8 protein-coding genes and 1 pseudogene are annotated in these 17,911 nt (G+C 70.6%); 5 read left to right on the top strand and 4 right to left on the bottom strand.

Going from position 1 to position 17,911, the window contains the following annotated elements; genetic code table 11:
* Nucleotides 1-38: 38 nt before the first annotated feature.
* On the bottom strand, nt 39-590 hold the full coding sequence (locus ACFXPK_RS12355; RefSeq protein ID WP_384992037.1) for a hypothetical protein: 552 nt from the start codon (nt 588-590) through the stop codon (nt 39-41).
* Nucleotides 591-608: 18 nt separating this feature from the next.
* Complete coding sequence (locus ACFXPK_RS12350; protein ID WP_385074428.1) at nt 609-7,010, bottom strand: RHS repeat-associated core domain-containing protein; 6,402 nt, start codon at nt 7,008-7,010, stop codon at nt 609-611.
* Between the two features lie 305 nt (nt 7,011-7,315).
* On the opposite strand from ACFXPK_RS12350, the gene ACFXPK_RS12345 reads away from it, so the two are divergent.
* On the top strand, nt 7,316-10,438 hold the full coding sequence (locus ACFXPK_RS12345; RefSeq protein WP_384992041.1) for an FG-GAP-like repeat-containing protein: 3,123 nt from the start codon (nt 7,316-7,318) through the stop codon (nt 10,436-10,438).
* A gap of 134 nt (nt 10,439-10,572) precedes the next feature.
* On the opposite strand, the gene ACFXPK_RS12340 is transcribed toward ACFXPK_RS12345, so the two are convergent.
* Nucleotides 10,573-11,697 (bottom strand): magnesium and cobalt transport protein CorA, encoded by a 1,125-nt coding sequence (locus ACFXPK_RS12340; RefSeq protein ID WP_384992043.1) that lies wholly within the window; start codon nt 11,695-11,697, stop codon nt 10,573-10,575.
* Nucleotides 11,698-12,169: 472 nt separating this feature from the next.
* On the opposite strand from ACFXPK_RS12340, the gene ACFXPK_RS12335 reads away from it, so the two are divergent.
* The gene (locus ACFXPK_RS12335; protein ID WP_384992046.1) at nt 12,170-12,757 is read left to right on the top strand and encodes a suppressor of fused domain protein; all 588 of its coding nucleotides are present in this window, start codon (nt 12,170-12,172) and stop codon (nt 12,755-12,757) included.
* Between the two features lie 146 nt (nt 12,758-12,903).
* Here the strand turns inward: ACFXPK_RS12335 and ACFXPK_RS12330 are convergent.
* Nucleotides 12,904-13,881: pseudogene (locus ACFXPK_RS12330) on the bottom strand (DUF6716 putative glycosyltransferase); the annotation flags it as partial.
* Between the two features lie 208 nt (nt 13,882-14,089).
* Here ACFXPK_RS12330 and ACFXPK_RS12325 point away from each other — a divergent pair.
* From ACFXPK_RS12325 to ACFXPK_RS12315, 3 genes are all read left to right on the top strand, one after another.
* The gene (locus ACFXPK_RS12325; RefSeq protein ID WP_385006210.1) at nt 14,090-15,073 is read left to right on the top strand and encodes a glycosyltransferase family 2 protein; all 984 of its coding nucleotides are present in this window, start codon (nt 14,090-14,092) and stop codon (nt 15,071-15,073) included.
* Nucleotides 15,073-16,503 carry a polysialyltransferase family glycosyltransferase gene (locus ACFXPK_RS12320; RefSeq protein ID WP_385006212.1) on the top strand — a complete coding sequence of 477 codons (1,431 nt, stop codon included), beginning with the start codon at nt 15,073-15,075 and terminating at the stop codon, nt 16,501-16,503. The genes ACFXPK_RS12325 and ACFXPK_RS12320 overlap by 1 nt, the downstream gene beginning before the upstream one ends.
* Before the next feature lie 131 nt (nt 16,504-16,634).
* Nucleotides 16,635-17,792 carry an acyltransferase family protein gene (locus ACFXPK_RS12315; RefSeq protein ID WP_385006214.1) on the top strand — a complete coding sequence of 386 codons (1,158 nt, stop codon included), beginning with the start codon at nt 16,635-16,637 and terminating at the stop codon, nt 17,790-17,792.
* Nucleotides 17,793-17,911: the final 119 nt, after the last annotated feature.

The following is a 17,911-nucleotide window of genomic DNA, read 5'->3' as shown; positions in this document are numbered from 1 at the left end:
GCCGTGGACGGCACCCGACCCGGGGACTTACGGGTTGCTCACATCGGGACGATGCCCGACTGCGTGAGCGCCAGGCAGACGAGCACCTGGGCCAGGAGCAGATCGGCGGGAATGAACTCCCACCGCTTGACCGTCACTTCCGTGTCCCGAAGGGACTCGGGTGACGCCGCCCTGCTGGCGGTACGGATTTCCTGGGCGATACCGCCGATCAGACCTTTGCCGCGCCGTGCACGCGCCTCTTCGACGACCGAGCCGCCGAAGCTCATGAGCGTGTGCTGCTTGTCCCCGCGGGCGACGACGGTGAGTCCACCGTCCGTCTCGACCCTCCGGTAGGCCCCCCAGGGAATCCACTCACGACTCCACCAGTCGATCAGCACGAGCCCGCCGTCGTGTATTTCCACGCGGGCGCGGCCGATCCTGATCATGGCCCAGCAGATGGCCAGCAGGACCGAGGACGCCATGAGGCTGTCCCCCACCGCGTCGGCCGGTTTCGCACTCACCCAGAACACCAGGATCAGCACGAGAAACCCGCAGCAGGCCAGCGTCGTGAATATCCACAGGCTCTTTCTTCTCAGCAGGCGCGGCTTCATCTCTCTTCGTCCCCTTGATCAGCAGTACGCGGCTTTGCCGAGGCTACCCGTTCCGCAACCTGCCCAGCCCATCCCGAAGTTCAGGGCTCCGTTGCCCAAGGTCTCCCGGACGCTGTTGGTGACCGGACTGGCGCGCAGAGCGCCCCGGAAGGTGCCTCCTGCGACGGCCTTGCCGAACGCGCCGGCAACGGCGCCGCCGCCGACCGCGAACGCGCTGTCCTTGGCGAAAGTGCCCCAGTCCGTCTCCATGTTGGGGTCGATCTTGGACGCCGCGAGCTTGGCGCCCGCCACGGCCAGACCCGCCGCCACACACGCGCCGGCCGAGGCCGCGATGCAGACGCCCAGCGCCGCCGCTCCCGCGTAGTCGCGCCAGTTGTCCTTGACGTGGTTGCCCACGGCCTTGGCCCCGCTCGCGATGGCTCCTCCCGCCGCCGAGGCTCCGCGCGCCATGGCCTTTCCGGTGGCCGCCGTCTGCTTCGCCACGGCTTTACCTGCCCTGGCGGCACCGCGTGCGGCGGATTTGGTCGCCTTCTTGCCGGAGGACCAGGCGCGGCCCGCCTGCTTCTTCACATAGCCGCCCGCCTTCTTCGCCGTCTTCTTGGCGTAGCGGTACACCTTCTTCGTGTATTTCTTGGCCACGTAGATACTGCGTTTGATGACCTTCTTGGTGACGCGGGCCACCTTCTTCACCACCCGCTTCACCGTCCTGGTGACCTTCTTCACCACCTTCTTCACCGTTTTGGTGACCTTCTTGACGGCCTTCTTCACCTTCTTGGTGACCTTCTTCACCGTCTTGGTGACCTTCTTCGCGGCCTTCTTGACGGCCTTCTTGAGCTTTCCCCAGAAAAGCCCGTCGGGGTCGGAGAAGGAGGCCGGATTGTTGTTCGCGTAGGCGTACGCGTTCATCCGCTGCGACTCGGAGTGGTCGATCATCGGGTCGACACTCAGGAACCGGCCCAGTGCGGGATCGTAGGCACGGGCGCCCAGTTGGGTCAGCCCCGTACGGTCCTCCGTGCCGTTGACGAAGCCCCGTTGGCCCGGCCAGGTGGCGGGTACGGAGGAGACCGCTCCCCGCTCCTCGCCGAAGGGGGCCAGGCTGCGGGACTGCACCTCCTGCGTCGTCGCGTCGACCGCGGTCGTCGCCGTGCCGTGATGGTCGGCGAAGAGGAACTGGATCGCACCGTTCGCCCGCGCCGCGACCGTGTCGCCGTCGAACTCGTAGTAGCGCGTGCCCTCCTTCTTGCCGTCCGCCTTCAGCAGCAGCTCATTGCCGCCGGGCAGGTACAGGGTCGTACCCGCCGCGTCCTTCCTGATCAGCCGCCCGCCGTCGGCGTCGTAGGTGTACTCGGTGGCGCCCACGCCCGCCTCGTCCACCTTGACGAGCTGGTTCTCCGCGTCCCACTCCAGTGTCTGGTCCCGGCCGTCGGTCTTGCGGGTGACGGTGTTGCCGGAGCCGTCGTACGTGAAGGAGTCGGTCGTCGACGTCGCGCCGTTGCTCGCGGTGTCCACCGAGGTCAGCGCGGCCGGCTTGGCGCCGTCCGGCTTCGCGTACCGGTAGGTGCGGACCTCGTTCTTCGCGGCGACGCCGCCGATGTCGTGGCGCGTCTCCTGAGTGCGGTTGCCCAGAGCGTCGTAGCTGTAGGAGAGCCAGTACGGCTGCGGGCCACCGACGTTCTCCCCGCTCGGGGCGCTCGCGCAGTCCCCGGTCGAGGTCCACGCCTGGGTGAGGCGCTGGAGCGCGTCCGAGACGAAGCACTGGGTGTCCGTCTGCTGCGTCTGGTCCTGGCCGGTCTTCGTGGTGATCCGGGTGACGTTGCCTTCCAGGTCGTACCCGTACGAGGTGTCGTCGATCCGGGTCGGTGCCGCTGTGCGGTCCGTGGTGGTCCTCAGCAGCTCACCGGTGTGCTCGTCGTACGACCAGGACCGGTAGAGCCGGCGCGCCTGGTCGTTGTACTCGGTCCGCTGAGCCCGCCCGAAGGCGTCGTAGGAGGCCGAGTTGACGAGGATCCGGCCGCCCGCGGTGAGCCCCTGGGCCTGGTCGTCGGCGCCGTACCGGGTGACCACGCGCTCGGCGGGCAGATTGCCGATCGCCGGCTGGTTGACCCAGGTCGGCAGTCCGGTCAGCTCGTCGTAGCCGAAGCCCCACTTGTACGTACCGGCCAGGTCGCCCTCGGAGGCCGGGATGGTGACCTCCAGGCCGGTGGCCTGGTAGTCGTCGGTGAAGCCGGTGACCCGCTGCACATAGGCGTTGCCGTTCACATACCTGCGGGTCTCGGCGATCTCACCCTTGGCGACCTCGTCGTACCGCCACTCGGAGAGCACCTTCGCGCCCTGGCTGAGCGTGGTCTGGCGGCCCAGCTCGTCGTAGTCGACGGAGAGCGAGACCCCGCGGCCGTCCGTCGTACCGACGGGGCGGTCGAGCGAGTCGTACCGCGTCTCCAGGACACCGGCGTCCGGGTCCTCGGCGCGGATCTCGCGGCCACGGACGTCGTAGCCGAACTTCCGTACGTTCCCGGCGGGATCGGTGACCTTCTCCAGCAGGCCCCGCTTGTCGTAGCTGTAGCTGAGGGTCTGGGAGGTGGTGCGGGCCTCGTCGGTGTACTCGACGACCTCGCTGGTCCGGCCGAGGGCGTCGGTCACCGTGGTGGACGCGGTGCCGCCCTTGGGCGGGATCTCCGTGGTGTGGTTCCCGTCGTACACCGTCTTCGTACGGCGGGTCTCCGTGCCGTACTTCAGGGCGATGGCGTCGGTGGCGCGGCCCGCCCCGTCGAAGACCGAACGGAGCACGGCGGGCGCCTTGGTGTCGTCACCGAGGACGAGCTTCCCCTCGGGTGCGCCGGTCGCGTAGTAGTCGTCGTAGGACTTCCACTCCAGGCCGCGTGAGTCGTACAGCGTCTCGGTCAGCACCCGCCCGGTGCCGGTGCCCGAGGGCACCTGCGTCTGGCGCTCGCGCAGCAGACCGTCGTAGATCTCGTACCCGGTCTCCGTGGAACCGTCGCCCCGCAGCTCCTTCGTGGCCACCATCGGGGTGTCCGTACGCGAGATGCGGTACGTGAACGACGTGTTCGGCGTGTCGGGGAACTTGGCCCGGGTGCGTCCCGTGTCCCAGACCCCCGTCACCCGGCCGAGGCCGTCGTAGGCGATCTCGGTGCGCTTGCCGTTGGTGTCGGTCTCGGCGACCGGCACGCCCCGCGCCAGGTCGAACTCGGTGGTGAGGGTGTGGCCCAGGGGGTTGGTGACAACGGTCTTGGCCGCCATCCCCGTGGTCGGGGTGAACGCCGTCGTCATCACCCGCCCCTGTGAGTCGGTCGTCTTCAGCGACCGGCCGTAGAGGTCGTACGTGGCGGTGGAGGCGGTGAAGAACCCGGTCCCCTCCGCGTTGTTCTCGTCCTCACGTGTCGTGTTGCCGCGGGTCGGCGCCGCGCCCAGGGTGGTGGAGTCGTCGTAGAAGCTGCGGTTCTCCGAGATCAGCTCGCCCGGCGCGGCACAGGTGCCCGCCGTGACCTTCTCGGTGGCTTCCAGCTCCAGGATGTTCGCCCCGGTGTTACGCGCGTACGTCGTGGTGACGCAGGACTCGTCGCCCGTCTTCGACGTGTCGCCGTGGTCGGTCTCCGTCGCGGTCATGCCGTACGCGTCGAAGGTCCGTTCCGTCTTCGTGCGCTGCCAGCCGCCGCCCTTGGCGGGGGAGCGGGTGGTCTCCTCCTGGACATCGGTCATCCCGGAGGTCAGGGCCGGCAGTCCGGGCCTGGCGCGGGTGGCCGTGGGGCCCTTGTGCCAGGGGGTGGAGGTCTCCTCGGAGATCACCTCGGCGCCGTTGTAGACGATCTCGGCGCGCTCCATGGCCTGGAAGGCGGGCTGGTCGGTGACCTCCTTGCCCTCGAAGTCGGCGACCTTGGCGCCTTCGATCCCGCGGAAGTAGCGCGTACGGCTGTCCAGCTTCGGGCCGTCGGCGCCGTTGCCGTTCTGGGTGCGGACCTCGGCGTAGCCGCGGTAGTCGCTGTACGTGCGGTGCTCGGCCTTGGTGAACTCGTCCTCGCTCTTGGCCCAGGCCGCGCCGCCCACGTACGTGTAGTCGGTCTGCTCGGTGGGCGAGCCGCCGACCAGGTCGTTCTCCAGGACGCGGGTGACGACGTACTTGTGGAACCAGTCCTTCACCGGCTTGTAGTCGGCGGCGGGGGAGTCCGCGGACGACCAGTAGACCGGGTAGCAGCGCTTGGTGTTGGACGTCTCCGAGGGCAGGCTGCCCGGCGCGCAGTCGGCGGCCGAGTAGGTGACGCCGATCGAGCCGCCGGTCTCCGTGTCGATCTGGTTGACGCGGTAGCGGACCAGCGCGGGGATGCCGTCACCGGTGGTGTCCACGCGGTTGGGGAGCTGCCAGCCCTTGAAGGTGACCTCGGGCAGGGTGACCGGCGCGTCACCGGTGTGGCCGGTACGGGTGATGCCCGCCAGCCAGAGCGAGGCGGGGGAGCCGTCGCCCGGGTCGGGCAGCTCGTGGCGCAGCGTCCAGGAGTCGACCGGCTGGTAGGCGGAGCCGGAGAGCGCCGAGGTGGCGATCTTCGTCAGCCGCTTGCTGGTCCAGAAGGTCGGCGCGACCCGGTTCTTGCAGTCCTCGCCCGCCTTGCAGTCCTGGTCGATCGGGACGTCCGGCCAGCGCTTCGCGTTCGCCGTGGTCATCTTGGCCGGGGCGCAGTCGAAGGAGGCGTCGGGCAGGCAGCGCTCGGCGACCGTGAAGTCCACCTTGGCGCTCGCCGCGTTGGTCCCGAACAGGTTGTCGGAGCGCAGCCCGTACTCGATACGGGAGAGGTAGCCGCCCCGGACGTACTCGGTCGGGGTGCCGAGACCGGTGGTCGCCGAGACGTTGCGGCCGTACCGGTTCTTCTCCTGGGTGTAGTGGTACGTGGTGGCGTTGGCGTTGGTGTCCACGACGTAGTCGAGGTTCCAGCGCCACGCCTGCTGGCAGTAGGCGTCGGCGAAGGCGGCCTTGTAGCAGGGCTCGCCGCTCTGGTTGCCGTACACCGGCACGGTCCAGGTGGAGTTGGTCTCCGCCTTCCCGGACGACCAGCCGGGCAGCCGGTTGTAGCCGAAGTAGTACTGGGTGCCGTCGGTGGTGGTGATCCGCCAGTGCTCGCCGTCGTTGTCACCGTTGCCGCGGGCGGAGGGCGCGTCGGCGTCGGTCAGCCGCTCGACCTTGGTGCCGTCGTCGTCCTTGAGCTTCCACTCGCCGCGGGTGTCGTCCCGGACCAGTTCGTGGGACTGGCCGTCCAGCGACATGGTGGCGTTCCAGGTCGACCAGCACAGGTCGCCGTTCTTGGCCTTGTTGGTGCCGCCCGTCATGTCGTCGTTGCACGACGTGTACCGGCGCTCGATGTAGTTCTCGGTGAGCGACCAGCCGTCGCCGACCTCGTTGGACTGGTTGTTGGTGGCCGCGGTGCGGCCGTCCAGCGACTGGGACGAGTAGCTCAGGGCCAGTTCGGGGTCCATCCCGCCGGCGGACTCCGGGGTCTGGATCTCGTACCCCCAGCCGAAGCCGCCGGAGGAGTCGCCCGCCGTCCAGTTGCCCGACGGGCTCAGCGGCGTCGCCTTGTAGTCGCCGCCCGAGCCGGAGGGGCCCGCGGTCGCCGCGAGCAGGGTCACGCCGGAGGCGGCGGTGAGGCCGGTGGCGGAGCGGGCGCTCTTCGGCGCCGCGGTCACGGGCGCGGAGGCACCGTCCGCCGGCTCCGCCGCGTCGACCGGGATGTCCGCGGTCAGCGTCCGCTCGCCCGTGTCGTTGTCGGTGTCGAGCGGGGCGGGGGCGCCGCAGTCCTTCGCGCCGGGTGACTCCAGGGCGCAGGCGGGCAGGTGGACGAGGGAGAGGCGGGAGGCCCAGCCGGCGCCGAAGGCGTGCTCGAAGCGGGAGTAGTCGAGGGAGAGCCGGACCTTCGCGTCGCTGCCGCCGTCGGCGGCGCGCACGGCGAGGACGACGCCCTCGACGCCCAGCTTCTCGGTGGTCTTCCGGTCGAGTACCTGGACCTCGGCGGAGCCGGGCGCCTTGCCGCGCGCGCCGGACGCGGGCTTCCCCGATGCCGTTCCGAGCCGTACGGGCAGCTTGCCCGCGCGCTCGTCCCGGCCCCGGGCGGCGGGGAGTTCGACCTCCGCCGTGCCGGGCGCGGGCCAGCTCACGCCGGGCGCGGACCTCAGCGCGTCGCGAGCGGCGTCGTCCTTGCCGCCGGCGCGCTTCCGGTCGACCGGGGAGACCGGTACGGGCTTGGTGTCGTCCAGCTTCGGCAGGGAGAGCGAGCCGACCGCGAAGGCGGTCTCGGCGCTCAGAAAACCCCCGAGGAGCAGGGACGCGGTGATGACGGACGTGGTCTTCGTCCATCTTCTCCGACGTATTGGTCTCGATCTGCGCCTGTGCACGGCGCGGTTCGATGGGTCGTTCACGGAAGCCCCCTAGTGGTGATGTTGATAACCGCGTGTGGAGGATACGTGCCTAAGAGCTACGTAAAGCAGGGTTAAAGGGGGCATATCTGTTCGCTTCTGTTCTGATTTGCACAAGCGGAATGCCGGACTTGCCGCAATATGCCGGATTAATTCAGCGTCGTCGTGCGCTTTACTCTCCTTTCGTTGGTCGTCACCGTTCATTCACAAAGACTGTTGGGCCCCTCGGTCACCGTCCCGTGCGACGCACGCCCCTTCGGCGTGCGCGGACGCGGGACGGGGCCGCCGGGCTTCGGGGAGGAAACGTCTTGTCATTTCAACCACGGCTGCGCAGACGCCGGGCGCGACTGCGCCCCCTGATCGCCGCCGCCGTCGCCACCGGCCTGGCCGGAGCCGTCATACCGCTCTCCGCCGTACCGGCCGCGGCCGCCGGCGCCACGACGGCCGCCGATACCGTCGCCGAGCCGACCACCCCCGCCGAACGCGCCCTGAAGAAGGCCGCCGAGACCGGCAAGCGGGCCGAAGTGGTCGCCGAGCGGGGCGAGTTCTCCACGACCTACGCCAACCCCTCGGGCACCTTCACCCAGGAGACGCACATCGTCCCGATCCGGGTGCGGCAGAACGGCCGCCTGGTGGAGGCCGATCCGACCCTGGTGCGCGGCTCCGACGGCGCCGTACGGCCCCGCGCCACCTCGGTCGGCCTGGAGTTCTCCGGCGGCGGCGACTCGGTGATGGCCACCATCGAGCAGCACGGCCGCACCATGTCGCTGGACTGGCAGGGCAAGCTCCCCGCGCCCGAACTCGACGGCGACACCGCCACGTACCCCGAGGTGTTCCCCGGGGTCGACCTGAAGCTGCGCGCCGGGGTCACCGGCTTCCAGCAGCTCCTCGTCGTCAAGTCCCGCGAGGCCGCCGCCGATCCCCGGCTGGAGCGGCTCACCTTCCCGATGGAGACGGACGGCGTACGGGCCAGGACCGACGCGGCGGGCAACCTCACCGCCGTCGACCCGGCCGGACAGAACGTGTTCGCCGCGCCGACCCCCGTCATGTGGGACAGCTCCGGTGTCGCCACCGGCCAGGAGCCCAAGGGAGCCGCCTCGCTCGGCGCCGCGCTCGCCACCGCCGACGCCGCGGCCCGGCGGACCGCCCAGCAGGCCCCGGCCGTCGAGGAGGAAGGGTTCGCCCCGGCGGCCGGCGCCAAGGAGAGCGCCGTGCCCGCCGTCGTCGAGGGCGGCGCCCTCAAGCTGACGCCCGACCAGGGCCTGCTCACCGCGCCCGACACGGTCTTCCCGGTCCACATCGACCCGTACGTCTCCGGCGGACGGAACAACTGGACCTCGGTCGCGAAGAGTTACCCGACGACCAGCTACTGGAACAAGTCGGACAACATCGCGCGGGTCGGCCACGAGAACGAGACCGGCGGCACCTGGTTCTCGTACTTCACGATGGACACCCGGAACCTCCCCGGCAAGTCGATCGTGAACTCCACGTTCCGGATCAAGAACACCCACTCCTGGTCCTGCACCAAGAAGCCGGTGTACCTGTACGCCTCCAACCCCATCAGCTCCGCCACCACCTGGGCCAAGCAGCCCACGCTCGGCGCGCTGCTCGCCACCGTGACGGACGCGAAGGGCTGGGGCAGCGGCTGCCCGGCGGGCAACCTGGAGTTCGGCGTCAAGGGCAACGCCGTGAAGGCGGCGGCCTCCAACTGGCCGACGATGACGCTCAGCCTCCAGGCCAGCACGACGGACACCAACGGCTGGAAGAAGTTCGACGCCGCCACCGCCGTCCTGACCACGGAGTACAACACGCCGCCGGCCGTGCCGTCCGCGCTCGACACCGTCCCCAGCACCAAGAACGCCGCCGGGTGCGGCAACACCGCGCCGTACGGTCTGATCGGCGACACCGACGTCCAGCTCACCGCGAAGGGCACCGACCCGGACGGCGGGACGGTCCAGATGAAGTTCCACCTCTGGGCGACCGGCCACCACCCCAGCGCCGATCCCAAGGGCGTCCTGATCGTCAACCAGACGGTCGCGATCACCTCGGGCTCGGTCGCCCGCGTCACCATCCCCAAGGCGACCCTCAAGGCCCATGTCGCCACGGCCAACGGGAACTTCTCCTGGAAGGTCCAGGCCGGTGACGGCTCCCTGACCAGCGACTGGAACCCGACCGAGGGCGCCCCCGGCTGCCGCTTCGTCTATCTGCCCGACCGTCCCAGCACACCGCCGAGCGTGACCTCCCAGCAGTTCCCGGACGGCACCGCCGGCTGGCCCGTGGACACGGGCACGGTCCGCACCCCGGGCACCTTCACCGTCGGCCCGGGCGCCGCCACCGACATCGCCTCGTACGAGTTCTGGTCGACGATCGACGCGACGGTCACGACGCGCACGCCCGGAGCCCTCGGCGGCAGCGTGAACATCGAGCTGACGCCCACGAAGGCGGGCGCGCACCAGCTCTACGTACGCAGCCTCGACCGCGCGGGCAACCGCTCCGACACCCGCGCCTACCTCTTCTACGTCAACGGCTCCAAGGTCGCCGACAAGGTGGGCGACCTCAACGGCGACGGCCACCCCGACCTGTGGGCGGTCGACGCCGCCGGAACCCTCCAGCGCTACTTCGGCGACGGCACCGGCAAGGCCGTGAAGGCCGACCGCGCCGCCTCCCCGACGGGCCGCTACAGCGCGGCGAAGACGACGCGCCGCGGCGACTGGACGGACGACGGCTACGAGGACCTGATCGCCCTGGCCGCCGACGCGGCCGTGGGCCGCGACCGCCTCTGGGTCCACCCCAACGACGGCTCCGGCGCCGTCGACGAGACGGACAAGCGTGAACTGCGGGTCTGGGACGCCGAGAACGACCACTGGCAGGGCGCCGACCAGATCCTCGCGATCGGCGACGTCGACGGACCCCTCGACCTCGACGGCGACGGTGTCATCGGCCCCGACGACCGCCCCGGCTACCCGGACCTGCTGGTCAAGCAGGGCGACCAGCTCTGGCTCTACTTCGGCTCACCGTCCGGCTACCTCGACGACTTCGTCTACTACCTGGACGACTTCATCGACCAGCCGCCGGTCCTGATCGGCGACGGAAGCTGGTCCAACTACGATCTCGCCGCCCCCGGCGACACGGCCGGCGACGGCCGCGTGGACCTGGTCGCCCGCAAGAAGGACACGGGCGAACTGTTCCTGTACGCGGGCAAGGGCCCGAACGGCGAGGGCCTCGGCTCCGGCGCCGACCGTACGGCCATCGGCAGCGGCTGGACCCCCGCCAGCCGCCCCCTGCTCACCGCCGTCCCGAACGTCCTGGGCGACGGCAACCCCGCGGTCTGGTCCACCAACGCGGCGGGTGACCTGCTGTTCTACCCGAACATCAAGGGCAGCGGCGTCAACGCCGGCTCGGGGATGGCGGGCTTCCGCGCGCTGAACTGACCGGTGTCGCAGAGCGGTACGGGCCGGACCTGACGACTGTCGGGTCCGGCCCGTACCGCTTCACGCGGTCGGTGCGCCGCGGGGACGCCGGGGCGCCTGTGCGCGGGCCGGGAGCCCGTACGCGGGCTACAGGGCTACAGCCAGCCGTTGCGCTTGAGCGTGCGGTGGATCGCCACACACGTCGTGATGATGACGCCGAGGACGAGCGGGTAGCCGTACCGCCACTCCAGCTCCGGCATGTGGTCGAAGTTCATGCCGTACACCCCGCAGACCGCCGTCGGTACGGCGATGATCGCCGCCCAGGAGGTGATCTTGCGCATGTCCTCGTTCTGCGCGACGCTCGCCTGCGCCAGGTTGGCCTGGAGGATCGAGTTCAGGAGTTCGTCGAAGCCGATGACCTCCTCGTGCACCTGGGCGAGGTGGTCGGCGACGTCGCGGAAGTACTTCTGGATGTCGGGTTCGATCAGCCGCATCGGCCGCTCGCTCAGCAACTGCATCGGCCGCAGCAGCGGGGAGACCGCGCGCTTGAACTCCAGCACCTCGCGCTTGAGCTGGTAGATACGGCCGGCGTCCGCGCCGCGCGGGCCGCCCTTGGCCGGGGCGGAGAAGACATCGATCTCGACCTCGTCGATGTCGTCCTGCACGGCCGCCGCCACCGCGATGTAGCCGTCCACGACATGGTCGGCGATGGAGTGCAGCACCGCCGAGGGGCCCTTGGCCAGCAGTTCGCTGTCGGACTCCAGGCGGTGGCGGAGGCTGCGCAGCGAGCCCTTGCCGCCGTGCCGGACGGTGATCACGAAGTTCCGGCCGGTGAAGCACATCACCTCGCCGGTCTCGACCACCTCGCTGGTCGCGGTCAGTTCGGCGTGGTCCACGTAGTGGATCGTCTTGAAGACGGTGAAGAGCGTGTCGTCGTACCGCTCCAGCTTGGGCCGCTGGTGCGCGTGGACCGCGTCCTCCACCGCCAGCGGGTGCAGCCCGAACTCGGCGGCGATGCCCGCGAACTCCTCCTCGGTCGGCTCGTGCAGCCCGATCCAGGCGAAGCCGCCGCCCTCGCGGACGCGCAGCATCGCCTCGCGCGGGGTCAGGCAGGGGTCCTCCCTGACGCGCCGGCCGTCGCGGTAGACCGCGCAGTCGACGACCGCGCTGGAGGCGGAGGCGTCACGGGTGGCGTCGTAGCCGTCGTACGTGCCGTAGGCGGCGTTGCTCTTGCGCAGGGACGGGCGGACCGCTGCGCGCAGGTCACGGATCATCGACATGGCGGGGCTCCTCTACGGAGAGGCCGTCGGCGGGAGCGTGGCACAGCCCGGAATGGGGACGTGTTGAGTGACGTCCGCAAAGCGGGCGGCACCGCGGGGCGCGCGGTGACGGCGTTCGCTAATGACAGGAATAAACACCGGCGATCGAGAAGTGCTCTTCCGTCGTGCGAGGTGCCGTGGCCGTGCCCGGTGGTGGGCGGCCGGGTCCCGGAGGTGTCAGTGCACCGAGGAGGTCTCAGTTCACCGGGAGGGACGCGACGCGGCGCGGGCGGAAGAGCGGCTGGTACTGGCCGGGTGACTTCGGTCCACCGCAGCCCCACCTCCTCCGGTCTGTCCCCCGTGGGGGATGACGTGTCGTCGGGACTGGAGAGCGACGCTTCTGCGTGCTGTCCCGACCGGCGGCCTAGCCTATCAGCAGCCTCATGGCCAAACTGACCTCTTGCCCAATCCTTACGCGATCTATGCTCGCCGTATGGAAGAAATTCTCGCCCTGGTCGAGGCGCGGCTCCGCACGGCCCTGGGGGAACCGGACGCGCGCGCCGCGGTGACCTTCCTGGGCACCGACCGTATCGAGGTCCTGCGCTTCCTGGACGGCTCCGATCTCGTGCGGTACGCCACGCTCGGGATGTCCGCGCAGCCGATGGCCGACCCGTCCGCGCTCCTGGCCGACGGGGTGAAGGGGCCGCGTGCCGAACTGGTCCTCTCCGTGCGCGCCGGGCTCGCCGACACCGATCAGGTGCTGCGCACGCTCGCGGTGCTGGCCGCGTCGCCGCAGGTCGAGGGTGTGGTGGTGGCGCCGGGCGGCTCACTCGACGTGGGCGGGCCGCTGTGGCCGCGAGCACCGTTCCACTCCGTACTGGTGGGGGAGTCCGGCGGGCTGGTGCCGGACCTGGAGCTGGACGCGCCCCTGGAGCCCGTACGGTTCCTGCCGTTGCTGCCGATGACGCCCAACGAGGCGGCGTGGAAGCGGGTCAGGGGCGCGGCGGCGCTGGAGGAGCGCTGGCTCGCGCGCGGTACGGATCTGCGCGACCCGCTGCGGCGTCCGGTCGCGCTGGACTGATCCGGGGCGGTGAACGGGGTGGGGTCGTCGGAACGGGGTGGGGTCGTCGGCGGTGGGGGGGGCCGGCGCCGGGGGCCGGCCCCCCCCCGGCGGGTGGGGGGGGGTGTTTGGGAATAATAGCTCCCCAACCCGCCCCCCGGGGGGGGGGGGCCGGGGCGCCCGCCGCCGTCGAGCTGGTCCCAGGAGGCCAGGCAGCCGGAGCCGATGAAGTGGTGGTTGCCGAGCGGCTCGCGCACCCCGAAGTCGGTGAGGATCGCGGTGGGGACGGAGCGGTGCAGGGACTCCAGGGCGGCCGTGGAGGAGACGGTGACCAGCAGGTCCGTACCGTCCAGTACCTCGCCCATGTTCCCGTACACCAGCCGGAAGTTGTCCGGCAGGCCGCCGGGCACCTTCTCGGCGAGGCGCTGGTAGGGGAACTCCTCGATGTGCGTGGTGTGCTCGCCGGGCTTGCTGCGCAGCTTGAGCAGCACCTGGCGGCGCGGGTGGAGCCTGGCGTGCTCGACGAGGCGGCGCAGCAGGTACGTACGGTCGGCGCGGGACGCCGGTACGGAGGGCTGCGCGGCGAAGACGAGCGTGTCGCGGCCCTCCTCGGGCCGGTAGCGCTCGCCGCCGAGGAACGGCAGCGCCGCCTCGGTGACGGAGGAGGCGTCGGCGCCCACGCCCTCGTAGACGGCGCGGAACCGCTCCGCGTCGTACTGGGAGTTGGCGAGGACGACGTCCGCTCCGTGCCGCAGCAGCAGCCCGTCGGAGAGCTTCTCGTAGACGACACCGACGTAGCCGGTGACGACGACGGGCCGGTGCGCGAGCTTCAGCGCGGCGATGCCGTGGAGCATCGCCTGGACGGCGCCGCCGACGAGGGCCAGCACGACGATGTCGTACGACTCCTCGCGCAGTGCCCGCAGGAAGGCGGTGCCGGTCACCTCGCGCAGGGCGTCCGCGTCCGCGCCGACCTCCGCGAGCTGGCGGGCGGTGGGCGTGGCTCGGCCGCGCAGCAGGAAGCCGCTGAGCTCTGTGGGGCGGTCGTCCGGGGCGATGCGGCGCGCGGTGAGCGCGCCCCACTTCCACCGGGTGTCGGAGTCGGCGAGCACGGCGACCCGGACCGCTTGGTTGATACGTGATGGCACGTCGAGGACGTTAGGAAGCCATTCCGTTTGTCCGCCCAACTCAATGGCAATGGAGGGTTAACAACACGTCTACGAATGGCGTCGCACCCCGGGAAATGACCGGAAGAAGCACCGCCTCCGGCCGATTCACCGTTCCGACACTCTTCGTTCATCTGGGATGCCCCGCGAAGTCAGCCCCGATGACGGGATGCCCCCTAGCGTCTGCCGGGTGGTGAAGCTCTCTGTTGTCGTGCCGTTCTACAACGTGCGGACATATGCCCCCGAAACCTTGCGCAGTCTGCAGGCGAATACGCGTGCCGACTTCGAATTCCTTCTTGTCGACGATTGTTCGTCGGACGGTACCGGCGAGATCCTGGACCGTGCGGAACGCGAACTCCCCGGCGCCAGGGTGATCAGACATGAGCGGAACGGAGGACTCGCCACCGCGCGCAACACCGGACTGGACGCCGCGACGGGTACGTACATCACCTATCTGGACGGCGACGACTGGGTGGCTCCCGGCTATTTCGAGCAGTTGCTCGCGGCCGCCGAGGAGCTGGACTGCGATTTCGTCCGTACCGACCATGTGCAGTTCACCGGGAAGTCCCGGGCGGTGCACCGGGTCCCGGTCGGCCGGCGCTCCACGCCGCTGAACCCCCGGGACGCGATCCTGCCCGCCGACCGGTCCACCTCGGTCGACTACGCCTACGCGTGGGCCGGGATCTACCACCGCCGGCTGGTCGACCGCGGGCTGCTGCACTTCACGGACGGGCTGCGCACCGCCGAGGACCGGCCCTGGATCTGGAAGCTGCACCGGGAGGCGGAGTCCTTCGCCGCGGTGAGCCTGCACGGGGTGTTCTACCGGCGCGGGGTCACCTCGTCGCTCACCCAGATCGGCGATGTCAGACAGCTCGACTTCATCCGCGCGTTCGACCAGGTGGTGGCGGAGACGGCCGCGGACCGGGACGCGGATCTGCTGCTGCCGAAGGCCGTACGGACGTACTGCGCGGTCATGGCCCACCACCTTGGCTCCATCGAGAGGTTCGAACCGCCCGTGGCACGTAAACTCCGCTCGCTCAGCGCCGCGGCCCTCAAGCGCATTCCGGCGCCGCTCCTCACGGAGACCCTGGACTCGATGGACACCGCGCGCGCCGCGCGGCTGCGCCGGGTCCGCCGCCGTCCGATCGCGCAGCGGGGACCGGAGGCAGCCTGATGAGCACGTCGGCCAAGGGCACCACACAGCTCTTCTTCGCCTGCACGCAGTACGCGGCGGCGACCGTCACGGCGGCGGTCCGCGCCGGGCTGTTCGGCCCGCGCGCGGAGCACCGCAGGATCCTCGTCATCAGCGACACCTCGTCCTCCCCCGAGCTGGGCACCGCGCTGGAGACCCTGCCGGGCTTCCGCCCGCTGCGGCCGGAGTACGACGAGATCCGGTCCTGGAACGACTTCGTACGGCCCTTCCACCCGGCCGGCTGGTCCCCGCGCGAGCAGGACGCCACCCTGTGGCAGCGGGCCGTCCGTGAGGCGTGGGGGCTGGGCGACGCTCCGGTGGAGATCGCCTGCGAGTCGATCCAGGCCAACCCGTCCCAGGCGGTCGCGACGATCTTCGGGGACAGCCCGGTCCATGTGTACGCGGACGGGCTGATGAGTTACGGGCCCACCAGGAGCAAGCTCGACCCGCTGATCGGCGGGCGCGTCGAGCGGCTGCTGCACCTGGATCTCGTACCGGGTCTGAAGCCGCTGCTGCTGACGGAGTTCGACGTCGAGCCGGAGATCATCCCGGACGAGACCTTCGTGAAGGTGCTCGCGGAGATCGCGGACGCCGAGAGCGCGGCGGGCACCGGCCTCGGTGGCGTCGCGGTCGGTGACGCCTCCGACGAGCCGCCCGCGCTCATCCTCGGCCAGTACCTCTCCGCGCTCGACATCCTCACCGTGGCGGAGGAGGAGGAACTGCATCTGGGGATGGTCAGGGGCGCGATCGCCCGGGGCCACCGCAACGTCGTCTTCAAGCCCCACCCCTCGGCGCCCGCGCAGTGGTCGCGGAAGCTGGAGGAGGAGGCCGCGTCGCTCGGCGCCACGCTGACGGTACGGTCGGGCCCCGTGCTGGCCGAGGTGCTGTACCAGCGGCTGCGCCCCGCCCTCGTCATCGCCTGCTTCTCCACGGCGCTGTTCACGGCGCACGCCTTCTACGGGCTGCCGGTAGCGCGCACGGGTACGGAACTGCTGCTGGAGCGGCTGGCCCCGTACCAGAACAGCAACCGGGTGCCGGTGACGATCGTGGACGCGCTGCTCCCGCCGCTGGAGGACGGCGCGGGCGCGGCGGGTACGGCCGCCGCCGGGGACACCGGCGCGGCGCAGGCCGGGAGCGCGCCGTACGAGCCGTACGAGCGGCTGTCGGAGCTGGTCGCGGCCGTCGGGTTCGCGATGCAGCCGCAGATCTACCGGAGTCTGCGCCCGGCCGCCGAGGGCTTCCTCTCCCGGCATCTGACCCCGCGCACCTCGGTCTACTTCAAACGCCGCAGGCTCGCGGTGCTGGCGCTGCCGGGCGGTGTGCCCACCCAGCTCGCCTTCATCCCGCGCAACGCGACGGTCCGCAGGGTCGCCCGGCACGCGCGCTCGTTCAAGAAGGCGGCCCTGGGCTGAGATCCCGGCAGGCCGGGTGAGGCGGAGCGTTGCGACGGAACGCGGCGCTCCGCCTCACGTGGTCCGTACGGAGCCCGTGTTCATCCATTCCACGACCGACGCATCGACGCAGGGACGAACGGAACCCCGGAATGACACAGACGACCCTGGCCAAAGCACCGGAGCCGGCGCCCGAGCCGGCGGGCGCCCCGGCCCCGGCCCCCGCCGCGCCCCCCGCGAAGGCGGACCGCCTGCGCGCCCTGGACGGCCTGCGGATCCTCGCCGCCCTGATGGTGTGCACCTTCCACTACGCGGGGAAGGGGCAGGTGGAACACGCCTGGGGCCAGTCCCCGAAGGAGCTCTTCCCCGATCTCTCGGCGGTCGCCACCTACGGTTCGCTGGGGGTGCAGCTCTTCTTCGTCATCAGCGGCTTCGTCATCTGCATGAGCAGTTGGGGCCGTTCGCTCGGTGACTTCTTCCGCTCCCGCGTCACCCGGCTCTACCCGGCCTACTGGGCGGCCATCGTCCTCGTCACCGCCGCGTGCGTGGCCCTGCCGTCGGTCATCGCTCCCCTGCGCCTCGACGAGGTGCTGGTGAACCTGACGATGCTCCAGCAGCCGATGGGGGTCGACCGGGTCCTCGGCGTGTGCTGGACGCTGTGGGTCGAGGCGCGCTTCTACCTGCTCTTCGCGCTCTTCGTGGTGTGGAAGGGCGTCACGTACCGCCGGGTCGTCATCTTCTGCTGCCTGTGGACGGTGGCCGGGGTCTTCGCCCGGGTCGCCGACAACCCGCTCACCGACGAACTGGTGATGCGCGACCACGCGCCGTTCTTCATCGGCGGCCTGGCGCTCTACCTGATCCACCGGTACGGCAGCGATCTTCTGCTCTGGTCGATCGTGGGCACCAGTTGGCTGCTCGGCCAGCGGTACTCGACGACCGCGCTGTGGGACCCGAACGCGACCAGCGTCTTCCAGGAGCGCTCCCCGTACGTGATCCTCCTCCTGGTCACCTTCGCGTTCGGCGCGGTGGCGGCGGTGGCCCTCGGCTGGCTGCGCTGGGCGAACTGGCGCTGGCTGACCTTCGCCGGGGCGCTCACGTACCCCTTCTACCTGATCCACGAACATCTGGGCTGGTTCGTGATCGCCGTCTACCACCGGAAGTTCGGGCTGGACGCGCGGCTGACGTTCGTCGCCACGGTCGTCTCGCTGCTCGTGGTCGCCTGGCTGATCCACCGGCTGGTGGAGAAGCCGGTCGGCCCGCGTATGAGGCGGCTGATGAAGCAGCAGGCGGAGCGGCTGCGTACGACCTGACGGACCCGCGCCGACGAGGGCGGCCGACCGCCCGGGGGGGGGGGGGGGCGGGGGGCGGGGGAGGGGGGGCCCGCGCGGGGCGTGCCTGGGGAGCGGCGGCGCTGGGGCGCGGCGCTGCG

The sequence above is a fragment of the Streptomyces sp. NPDC059142 genome, assembly GCF_042755665.1.
Classification (GTDB): Bacteria; Actinomycetota; Actinomycetes; order Streptomycetales; family Streptomycetaceae; genus Streptomyces.
The sequence above is the reverse complement of the archived record's forward strand: the minus strand, read 5'-3'. Positions and strand labels throughout refer to the sequence as shown.